Origin of the sequence: Nocardia sp. NBC_01377 (assembly GCF_045040005.1) — a bacterium.
GTDB classification, from domain to species: Bacteria; Actinomycetota; Actinomycetes; order Mycobacteriales; family Mycobacteriaceae; genus Nocardia; species Nocardia noduli.
This window is the reverse complement of sequence record NZ_CP109566.1, coordinates 3,247,131-3,259,090: the sequence shown is the minus strand read 5'-3', so window position 1 is coordinate 3,259,090 and position 11,960 is coordinate 3,247,131. Positions and strand designations below refer to the sequence as shown.

The 11,960-nt window shown below is 71.9% G+C and carries 1 protein-coding gene; it reads left to right on the top strand.

The annotated features are described in order from the left end of the window. The first annotated feature begins 6 nt into the window (after nucleotides 1-6). Entirely contained in the window at nucleotides 7-11,952 is an 11,946-nt protein-coding gene (locus tag OG225_RS15205) for an SDR family NAD(P)-dependent oxidoreductase (protein ID WP_405182248.1), read from the top strand. Nucleotides 11,953-11,960: the final 8 nt, after the last annotated feature.

The window sequence follows — 11,960 nt, the reverse complement described above, 5'->3', positions numbered from 1 at the left end:
CATTCCGTGACTGATCACAAGCTTCGTGACTACCTCAAGCGGGTAGCGGCAGATCTGCACCACACCCGGAACCGGCTCGCGGAGGTCGAGGCGAAAAGCCGCGAGCCGATCGCCGTCATCGGCATGGGCTGCCGATATCCGGGCGGCGTCGACACCCCCGAAAAGCTCTGGCGCATGGTCGAATCCGGCACGGACGCGATCACCGAGTTCCCGGACGATCGCGGCTGGGATCTGGCGTCCCTGTACGACCCGACCCGCCAGCGGCCTGGCAGCACCTACGCGGCAGAGGGCGGGTTCCTCGACGCGGTCGCCGATTTCGAACCGGGGTTCTTCAATATCTCCCCCCGCGAGGCGCTGGCCATGGATCCGCAGCAGCGGCTGCTGCTGGAGACGACGTGGGAGGCGTTCGAGCGGGCCGGGATCGACCCGAACGCGTTGCGCGGCAGTGATACCGGAGTCTTCGCCGGTGTGATGTACCAGGACTACGCGCTGCGGCTGCACCAGGTGGCCGAGGATGTGCGAGGCTACCTCGGCAACGGTCAATCCGACAGCGTCGCCTCGGGTCGCCTCTCCTACACCTTCGGTCTGGAGGGACCGGCGATCACGGTCGACACCGCGTGCTCCTCCTCGCTGATCGCCATCCACCTGGCGGCACACGCCCTGCGCCGACAGGAATGTTCGCTGGCACTCGCGGGCGGCGCCATGGTGATGTCGACACCGGTGCCGTTCACCGAGATGAGCAGGCAAGGCGGCCTGGCCGGCGACGGGCGGTGCAAATCCTTCGCCGACGAGGCCGACGGCACCGGCTGGGGTGAAGGCGTGGGAATGCTTCTGCTGGAGCGCCTTTCCGACGCCCGCCGCAACGGGCATCCGATTCTCGCGGTGGTGCGCGGCAGCGCTGTCAACCAGGACGGCGCGAGCAGCAGGCTGACCGCCCCCAACGGGCCCGCCCAGCAGCGCGTCATCCGTAGGGCGCTGGCCGACGCGCGGCTTCGGCCCGACGCGGTGGACGTCGTCGAGGCGCACGGCACCGGTACGCCCCTCGGTGATCCCATCGAGGCGCAGGCGTTGCTGGCCACCTACGGGAAGGACCGGGACCGGCCCCTGCTGCTCGGCTCGCTGAAATCCAACATCGGCCACACCCAGGCTGCCGCCGGGGTCGGCGGTGTCATCAAGATGATCATGGCCATGCGGCACGGCATCGTCCCGCCGACCCTGCACGCCGCGCGCCCCACCACCCAGGTGGACTGGTCGGCGGGCGCGGTCCGGCTGGTGACCGAGCCGACGCCGTGGCCGGAGACCGGCCATCCGCGCCGGGCCGCGGTGTCCTCCTTCGGGATCAGCGGCACCAACGGTCACGTCATCCTCGAGCAGGTAGGGGCAGCGGAAGAAGCAGGACCGAGCACGGCCCCGGAGCGGACCGCGTCCGTCAGCGTGCCCTGGCTGCTCTCCGCTCGGAGCGGCGACGGCCTGCGCGCCCAGGCCGCGCGGCTGCGCGCCCACCTCGCCGAGCATCCGGATCTCGACCTGCCCGCGACCGGGCGCGCCTTGGCCCGCCGCACCGTGTTCGACCATCGGGCGGTGCTGCTCGCACCCGGCCGGGCCGGATCTGCCGCCGACCTGATGGCGCTTGCGGACGGCCTGCCCTCGTCCACGGTGGTCAGATCCGGTGAAATACGCACCAGCCGTGTAGTTTTCGTCTTCCCCGGTCAGGGTTCGCAGTGGGTCGGCATGGCAGCGGAACTGCTGGACGAATCACCGGTCTTCGCCGAGCGGATGGCCGAATGCGAGGCGGCGCTCGCGCCGTTCGTCGACTGGTCGCTGCTGGAGCGCGTGCGCTCGGGCGCGGCGTGGAACCGGGTCGACATCGTGCAGCCCGCGCTGTTCGCGGTGATGGTGTCCATGGCGGCGGTATGGCGGTCCTTCGGTGTGGAACCTGCCGCGGTGGTGGGGCATTCGCAAGGAGAGATCGCCGCCGCGGTGGTCGCGGGGGGTCTGTCGCTGGAGGATGGCGCGAAGGTCGTCGCATTGCGCAGCCGCGCACTGCGTTCGGTCACCGGTTCCGGCGGAATGGCCTCCGTGCAACTTCCCGCCGACCGGGTCCGAGTGGAACTGATTCCCTGGGGCGAACGGCTTTCGATCGCCGCGATCAACGGCCCGGCCGCGGTGGTGATATCCGGTGAGCTCGCCGCCATCGATGAATTCCTGGCGCACGCCGAAGCCGAGGGAACGCGGGCGCGGCGCATCGACGTCGACTACGCCTCGCACAGCGCCCATATCACCGGGCTACGCGACGAGTTGCTGACCCTGCTGGCCGGGATCGCCCCGCGCCCGGCCGACGTGCCCTTCTACTCCACGGTGACCGGAGCGGCACTGGACACGCGGACCCTGGACGCAGGCTACTGGTATCGCAATCTGCGCCAGACCGTCGAATTGCGCCGAGCCGTCGGCACCGCGCTCGACGCGGGAATACGCGCCTTCGTCGAGGTCAGCCCGCATCCGGTGCTCACCGTCGCGGTCGAGGAGACCGCGAGTGCGGCCGGGACCGACGTCATGGTGTGCGGCACCACGCAACGCGACGATGGCGGTCTGGCCCGGTTCCACGCCTCGGCGGGCGCGCTGTGGGCCGCCGGGCTCGCGGTGGATTGGCGACCCGCGTACGCCCACCTGCCCGCCGGTCATATCGACCTGCCCACCTACCCGTTCCAGCGGCAGCGGTACTGGCTGGAGGACTCCGGCCCGGTGACCGGCGATGTCGGCGCCGCCGGTCTCGCCGCAGCGGGGCATCCGCTGCTCGGCGCGGTCGTCACCATCGCCGACGGCGACGCACTCGTGCTGACCGGCCGATTGTCGACTCGTACCCACCCGTGGCTCGCCGAGCATTCGGTACTGGGCACCGCGTTGCTGCCTGGCACCGCCTTCCTCGAACTCGCGGCCCGCGCCGCCGACCAGGTCGGCCTGCGCCAGGTGCGGGAACTCACGTTGGAGACACCACTCGCGCTGTCCGCGTCCGCCGTCGACGTTCAGGTGGCCGTCGGCGCACCCGAGGCCGACGGGGCGCGCGCGATGACCGTGTTCGCCCGGCCCGCCCCCGCCGAGTCCGCCGCATCCGACTCCGTCACCGCCGAGGCCCCGTGGACCCGGCACGCCCGGGGGACACTGTCCGCCGACACGTCCGCCGTCCCCGCCGCCGTCCCCGCCGTCTGGCCGCCGCCCGGTGCGACGCCGATCGACCTGACCGGAATGTACGAACGCTTCGCCGCGGGCCGGTTCGTCTACGGTCCGGCGTTCCAGGGATTGCGCGCCGCCTGGCAGCTGGGCGACGACATCTACGCCGAGGCCGTCCTGCCGCCCGAACAGCACACCGAGGCCGCGCTGTTCGGCCTGCACCCGGCCCTGCTGGACGCCGTGCTACACGTGACCGGTCTGTCCTGTGGGGAGACCGGCCGGATGCCGTTCGCCTGGACCGGGGCGACCCTGCACGCGCACGGTGCGACCGCACTGCGCGCCAAAGTCGCGACGGCGGGGGAGAACGCCGTCGCACTGCTGGCCTGGGACGGAGCGGGGCAAGCGGTCGTCTCGATCGACGCCCTGCTCCTGCGCCCGGTGTCCGATGCCCCGCGACAGGCCGCCCGGCACGAATCGCTGTTCCAGCTGGACTGGACTCCCGTGCGGGTCACCGGCCGTTCCGCCGATGTGGCCGAACCGATCGTGCTGGGCGGCGATCGCTACCCGGACCTCACCGCCGTGCGCACCGCCGTCGCGGCGGGCCTCGCCGCACCCGAGTCGGTCATCGCGCCGATGATCACGATCGCGGGCGCCGCGGATCCGGTTGCCGTCAGCGCCGATCCGGCCTCCGATGCCGCTGTCGATCCGGCCGTCATCCACCGTGCCGTGCATGCCGCCGCCGCGCTCGTTCAGGAGTGGCTCGCCGAGGAACGGTTCGCCGAGGCGCGCCTGATCGTGCTGACCCGAGGGGCGGTCGCGGCGGTGCCCGGCGAGGACATCACCGATCTCGCCCATGCCGCGGTCTGGGGGCTGATTCGCACGGCGCAGTCGGAGCATCCGGGTCGTTTCGTACTGGCCGACGTGGACGATCTCGCTGAAATCCATTCCCCGGCTGTCGATCTCGCGGGCACCGACGAAGAACAGATGGCGGTGCGCGGCGGTGTGGTCCGCGTCCCCCGGCTGGCCAGGGCGACGGTCGCGGAACACGCGGGGCCCTTCGCCGATCCGGACGGGACGGTCCTGATCACCGGCGGCACCGGTCTGATCGGCTCCCGGGTCGCGCGCCACCTGGCCGCATCGGGGGCGCGCAGGCTGGTTCTGGCGGGCCGTGCCGGTCCCGCCGCGCCCGGTGCGGCCGAACTCGTCGAGGAACTCGCCGCCCTCGGCACCCGATGCACGGTCGTCGCCTGCGATGTCGCCGACGGCGAGGCCCTGCGAGCGCTGCTCGCAGACATCCCCGCCGAGCACCCGCTGACCGCGGTGGTGCACGCCGCAGGCGTCCTCGACGACGGCGTCGTCGCCGCGCTGACCCCCGACCGGATCGACGCGGTGATGCGGCCCAAGGTGGACGCAGCCCTGCACCTGCACCGTCTGACGGCTGGTGCGCGGCTGCGCGCGTTCGTGCTCTTCTCCTCTGCCGCAGGTGTTTTCGGCGGCCCCGGCCAGGGCAACTACGCGGCGGCCAATGCCTTCCTCGACGCGCTCGCCCAGCACCGCCGGGCCTGCGGTCTGCCCGGGCAGTCGATCGCCTGGACACTGTGGGAGCAGCGCAGCGCGATGACCGATCGTCTCGACGATATCGACGCCCGCCGCATCGCCCGTTCCGGGATGCCCGCGCTCATCGACCGGCATGGACTCGAACTCTTCGACGCCGCCACGGCAGCGGGGGATCCGCATCTGGTCGCCATGCCGCTCGACCTCACGGCGCTGCGGGCCCGAGCCGCCACCGAGCCGGTGCCGAGACTGCTGCACGGCCTCGTCCGACCGGCCGCCCGCCGGGCCGCGACGGCGCCGCACCTCGGTGCCGATGTCGCCACCACGTCCGGCCGCTTGGGCGCCCTGCCCGCGTCCGAGCGGCACCGGGAACTGCGTGAACTCGTCCGCGTCCAGGTCGCCGCCGTCCTCGGGCACGCAGGCACGGATATGGTGGAACCCGGCCGGGCCTTCCGGGATCTCGGATTCGACTCGCTCGCGGCAGTGGATCTGCGTAACCGGCTCAACCTCGTCACCGGCCTGCGGCTGCCCGCCACCCTGGTCTTCGATCACCCCAATCCGGCCGCGCTCGCCGACTTCCTCGATACCAGGCTGGCCGGTACGAGCGCGCCGCAGGCCGCGCCGGTGTCGCGGACCGCCGCCGACGAGCCGATCGCTATCGTCGCCATGGCCTGCCGATTCCCCGGCGACGCGAATTCGCCGGAGGAACTGTGGGAGCTGGTCGCCTCGGGCACCGACGCGATCTCCGGTTTCCCCACCGACCGCGGCTGGGATGTCGACAGCCTCCACGATCCGGACACCGAGACCGAGCGGCACGGCACGTCGTATGTCCGGGAAGGCGGATTCCTCTACGACGCCGCGGAATTCGATGCCGGATTCTTCGGGATCTCGCCGCGCGAGGCGCTGGCCATGGATCCCCAGCAGCGGCTCCTGCTGGAAACCTCGTGGGAGGCGTTCGAACGCGCCGGTATCGATCCGGCCACCCTGGGCGGCAGTCGCACCGGCGTGTTCACCGGCGTCATGCATCACGACTACGCGGTGCGGCTGATCGGGAACGTCCCGGCGGAGGTGGAGGGATTCCTCGGCTCCGGCAACTCCGCGAGCGTCGCCTCCGGCCGCGTCTCCTACGTGCTCGGGCTGGAGGGGCCGGCGGTGACCGTGGACACCGCGTGTTCGTCGTCGCTGGTATCGCTGCATCTCGCGGTGCGGTCACTGCGGTCGGGGGAGTGCGATATGGCTCTCGCGGGCGGCGTCACTGTGATGAACAGCCCTGAATTGTTCGTGGTGTTCAGCCGCCAGCGCGGGCTCGCGCCGGACGGCCGCTGCAAGGCGTTCTCCAACGCGGCGGACGGCACCGGCTTCGGTGAGGGCGTGGGTGTGATACTGCTGCAACGACTCTCGGACGCGGTGGCCCAGGGCCGCCGGGTACTGGCGGTCGTGCGCGGTTCGGCCGTCAACCAGGACGGCGCGTCGAACGGTCTCACGGCCCCGAACGGTCCGGCTCAGCAGCGGGTGATCCGGGCGGCGCTTGCCGATGGCGGATTGACCACCGCAGAGGTGGACGCGGTCGAAGGCCACGGGACGGGCACCAGGCTCGGCGATCCGATCGAGGCGCAAGCACTGCTCGCGACCTACGGCCAGGATCGGGGCGATAGGCCCGCGCTGTGGCTGGGGTCGGTGAAGTCCAATATCGGGCACACGTCGGCGGCGGCGGGCGTTGGTGGTGTCATCAAGATGGTGCAGGCGCTGCGGCACGGCGTACTGCCGGCGACGTTGCACGTGGATCAGCCTTCCGCGCAGGTGGATTGGTCCTCCGGCGCGGTGCGGCTGCTCACTCGATCCAGGGAGTGGCCGCGGGCGGGACGGCCGCGCCGCGGTGCCGTATCGGCGTTCGGAGTGAGCGGGACGAACGCGCACGTCGTGCTCGAACAGGCGCCGGAACCCACGATCGCACCCCGGAATCCCGACGAACTCCCCGTGGCGGCAACCGATTTCGCGCCGTCGCCGACCGCGCCCGACCGCGCCGTCGCCTGGGTGCTGTCCGCCCGATCCGCGGCGGCCCTGCGCGCCCAGGCCGGGCGACTCTCCCGCCACCTCGACGCACGGCCCGAGTCCGACAACGCCGATATCGGACTCTCCCTCGCCGTCAGCCGGACGCGGCACCCGCATCGCGCGGTACTGGTCGGCGACCGCGAGCGGCTGATCACGGGTTTGCGGGCACTCGCCGACGACTCTCCCTGCGCCACCGTGGCACAGGGCGTCACCGGGATCGTGGGCAGGACGGTATTCGTCTTCCCCGGTCAGGGCGCGCAATGGGCGGGCATGGCGGTGGAACTGCTCGACACCGTCCCCGTCTTCGCGGAGTCGATGGCCGCCTGCGAGCGTGCCCTCGCGCGCTATATCGAGCGCCCGCTCGTGGAAATCCTCCGGGACCGCGCCGCCCTCGATCTGGTCGACCACGTCCAACCGGCCCTGTTCGCAGTCATGGTCTCGCTCGCCGCGACCTGGCGCGGATACGGTGTCGAACCGGATGCCGTACTCGGCCATTCCCAGGGGGAGATCGCCGCCGCCGTGGTGGCGGGAGCGCTGTCGCTGGAGGACGGCGCGAAGGTCGTCGCACTGCGCAGCAGGCTGCTGCGCGCCATCGCGGGCAAAGGAGCGATGGCTTCGGTGGCGCTGCCCGCGAGCGATGTCCGAATCATGTTGGAGCGCAATGACGGCGGGCTCGCTATCGCCGCCGTCAACGGTCCCGCCGCCACCGTGGTCGCCGGTGATCCGAGCGCCGTTGACGAACTACTTGCCGACTGCGAGCGCGCCGGAGTCCGCACCCGCCGCATCGAGGTCGACTACGCCTCGCACTGCGCGCACGTGGACGAGATCCGTGACGAGCTGATCGCGGTGCTCGACGACATCCGACCGGCAACCTGCCGGGTGCACATGTACTCCACCCTCGATACCGGCTGGCTGGAAGGGAGCGAACTCACCGCCGAATACTGGTTCCGCAATCTGCGTGGCACGGTCCGCTTCGAACCGGCGGTCCTGGCACTCGCGGACGCGGGGTACACCACATTCCTCGAGATCAGCCCGCATCCGGTACTCACGGTCGGCATCGGCGAGACGCTGGCGGATTCCGTGCCGCACGCGGTGATCACCGGCTCGTTGCGACGCGGCGACGGCGGTCAGGACCGGCTGCTGCTCTCGCTCGGTGCGGCCCACGCGGGCGGCGTCGATCTCGACTGGAACACCCTGTTCCCCGGCGCGCGCCGGGTGGACCTGCCCACCTATCCGTTCGAGCACACCCGGTACTGGCTGGACGCGGCCACCGGCCCGGCGGATGTGGCGGCCGCCGGGCTCGCCGCCGCCGGGCATCCCCTGCTGGGCGCCGCCGTCGACCTCGCCGATTCCGACGAGCAGCTGTTCACCGGCCTGCTGTCCAGGGCGACCACGCCGTGGCTGGCCGAACACGCGGTATCGGGAGTCACCGTGCTGCCGGGCACGGCCTTCCTCGAACTCGCGCTCCGCGCCGCCGACGAGGTGGGCTGCGCCGTGGTCGACGAACTCACCCTGCACACCCCGCTCGCGGTCCCCGAGCGCGGCGCGGCATGGTTGCAGGTGCGCGTCGGCCCGGCGGCAGCCGACGGGCGCCGCGCCCTCAGCGTGCACGGCCGACCCGATCAGGACACCGCCGCCGAGTGGACGGCCTACGCCACCGGCACGCTGGCCCCGCACGGCGGCGATCCGGCGGACAGCGTCGTGGCCTGGCCGCCCGCTGACGCGGAACCACTCGACATCGCCGAACTCTACGACCGATTCGCCGCCGCCGGATACGGATACGGGCCGACCTTCCGTTGCGTGCGATCGGCCTGGCGGCGCGGCGGCGAGATCTTCGCCGAGATCGCCCTGCCCCGCCAGCGCGACAGCGACGGCTACCTGCTGCACCCCGCGCTGCTCGACAGTGCACTGCAATCCGCTGCGCTGCTCCCCGATCGGGACAGCGTCGCGCGGCTACCCTTCTCCTGGGCCGGTGTGACGGTCCGTGCCACCGGCGCGAGCGCCCTCCGCGTCCGCGTCACCGCCCACGGCCCCGAGGAAGTGTCGCTGGAGGCCCGCGACCTCACCGGCCGGATCGTCCTGACCGTCGACTCGCTGTTCCTGCGCCCGGTGCCCGCGCGCGGTCTGCGCGCGAGTACCCAGGCAGGGGAGCGGTTGCTCCACGTGGAGTGGATATCCGCCCCGGGCTCGGTCGGATCCGTCTCGGGTGTCGGTGAGTCCGCCCCCGGCTCAGACGGGTTCCCTCCCGGCCTCGGTGAATCCGCCTCCGGCCTCGACGGATTCGCTTCCGGTTCCGGTGCGTCCGTGCCCGCCGAATCCGAGCCGAAATCCGGCGAGCCGGTGGCGGCGGGCTCCTGCGCCGTGCTGGGCGACGCGCTGCGCACCGCCCTGCCCTCGGCGACGGCCTGGCCGGACCTCGAGACATTGCGCGCGGACTCGGAGTCGATTCCCGCGTTCGTCCTCGCGGACGCTTCGGTCGGCACCGGCGACGAGTCTCGGAATACACTGCACACCAACATCGTCCGCGCGCTCGAGCTGGTTCAGGACTGGCTGGCCGACGTACGTTGCGAAGAGTCGACCCTCGTGATCCTCACCCGGCGGGCCGTCGCGACCGGACCGGCGGATCGGGGTGCGAACTGGGCCGAATCCGGTGTGTGGGGCTTGCTCCGCAGCGCCCAGACCGAACACCCCGGCCGATTCGTGCTCGCGGATATCGACGCGCATCCCGCGTCGCCGATCGCGCTGGTGACCGCGCTGTCCACCGGGGCAGCCACAGAGAGTCAGTACGCGGTGCGCGGTGGGGAGCTGTTCGTGCCCCGCCTGACCCGCGACGCCGGCGCTGTGCTCGATCCGCCGGACGAACCGGCCTGGCGACTGGGGCTCGCGCCGGACAGCGGGGTCGGCGAACTGGCGCTGCTACCCGCACCCGACGCCGTCGCGCCGCTCGGGCCGGGGCAGGTGCGCGTCGCCGTGCGCGCCGCGGGTCTCAACTTCCACGACGTCGTGGTGTCCCTCGGCCTCGACCCCGACCAGCCCACCGTGGGCAGCGAGGGCGCAGGCACGGTTACCGAAGCCGGTCCCGGGGTGACCGACCTGGTTCCCGGTGACCGGGTGATGGGTGTTTTCGGCGGGGCGTTCGGTCCGGTCGCCGTCGCCGACCGGGCCACCATCGCGCGGATTCCCGCGGGCTGGTCCTTCGCGCAGGCGGCGTCCGTGCCGATCGCCTTCCTCACCGCGTATTACGGTCTGTTCGACCTCGGCGGCCTGCGTCGCGGTGATTCGGTGCTGATACACGCCGCCACCGGCGGAGTCGGGACGGCCGCGGTGCAGCTCGCCCGGCACGCGGGCGCGGAGGTTTTCGGCACCGCGAGCCCAGCGAAGTGGGATGTGCTGCGCGCCAACGGATTCGATGAAGCGCACCTGGCCTCCACGCGCACGCTCGAATTCGCTGAACGGTTCGGCGACACCACCGGCGGCCGCGGTGTGGATGTGGTACTCGACTGCCTGGCAAGGGAATTCGTCGACGCTTCACTGGGGCTGCTGCCCCGGGGCGGTGTCTTCGTGGAGATGGGCAAGACCGACGTTCGCGATCCCGACGACGTCGCGAACCGGTACCCGGGCGTGCGATACGAGGCGTTCGACCTGATCCAGGCTGGTCCGCGGCGCATCGGCGAAATGCTGACGGAGGTGCTGTCGCTGTTCGAGCGGGGCGTGCTCACCCCGTTGCCGCTCACCTGCTGGGACGTCCGGCAGGCCCCCGCGGCCTTCCGTCACCTGAGCAAGGCGCGGCATATCGGCAAGAACGTGCTGCTGCTGCCCGCGCCGATCGACCCGTCGGGCACCGTACTGATCACCGGCGGGACCGGAACCCTCGGCAGGCTCGTTGCCCGGCACTTGGCGGCTGAATACGGTGTGCAGCAACAGATCCTGATCAGCCGCAGCGGCGCGGACGCACCGGGCGCGGCAGAACTGATCGCCGAACTCGCCGAACTCGGCGCGCGAGCCGCCGTCGTCGCGTGCGATGTCGCCGATCGCGCGGCGCTGGCGGCGGTGTTCGACGCCATCGCCCCGGATCACCCACTCACGGCGGTGGTCCACGCCGCGGGCGTCCTCGACGACGGCGTCATCGGCTCGCTCACCCCCGCACAGCTGGAGCGGGTGCTGCGGCCGAAGGTGGACGCCGCGCTCGCCCTGCACGAGCTGACCGTGGACCGCGACCCGGCGGCGTTCGTGCTGTTCTCCTCCGGTGCCGCGCTACTCGGCGGCGCGGGCCAGGCGAACTACGCCGCGGCCAATGCCGCGCTCGACGCGCTGGCGGCCGAGCGGCGCGCGCGGGGGATGGTCGGCGTCTCGATCGGCTGGGGGCTGTGGGAGGAGCGCAGCGCGTTGACGGCGAGCGTGGCCGGGACCGGGGAACGCCGCATGTCCCGCTCGGGTATCAGCGCGCTGACCGCGGAGGAGGGACTCGCGCTGTTCGACGCGGCCCTGGATTCGGCGCACCCGTACGTCTTCGCCGCCCGGTTCGACCGATCCCGGCTCGTCGCGGGAACCGGGGTGGCGCCGCTGCTCTCGGGCCTGGTCCGAGCACCTAGGAAGGTATCGCTCCGGGTCGTGGACGCCGGGACCGGGGAGTCGGCGCTGGCCGACCGGCTGGCCGGGCTTCCCGGAACCGAGGCGCACCGAATCCTGCTCGATATCGTGCGCGGCAATGCCGCGGTCGTGCTCGGCCACGCGTCCGCCGACGAGATCCACCCCGCGCACCCGTTCAAAGACCTCGGCTTCGACTCGCTGACCGGTGTGGAACTACGCAACCGGCTGGCGAATGTGGTCGGTGTACGGCTACCGGCCGCCCTCGTCTTCGACCATCCGACCCCGGAAGCGCTGACCGGGTTCCTCGTCGACACCGTCTCCGCGTCCGCTCTCGCCGCCCCGCCCGCGCCGCCGCTGCTGCTGCTCACCGAGCTGAGCCGCTTCGAGGCGCAGATCGACGCGATCGTCGCGCGGGACGACACCGACGCGGCACTGCCCGCCGAACTGGCCGCGCGATTGCGGCGCGCACTGGCCAAGGTCGACGCCCTCGGCGCGGCATCCGGCGGCGAGCCACCCGAACAGGTCATCGAATCCGCCAGCAACGACGAACTCTTCGACCTCATCGACAAGGAGCTGGGGATCTCGTGAAACCAGTG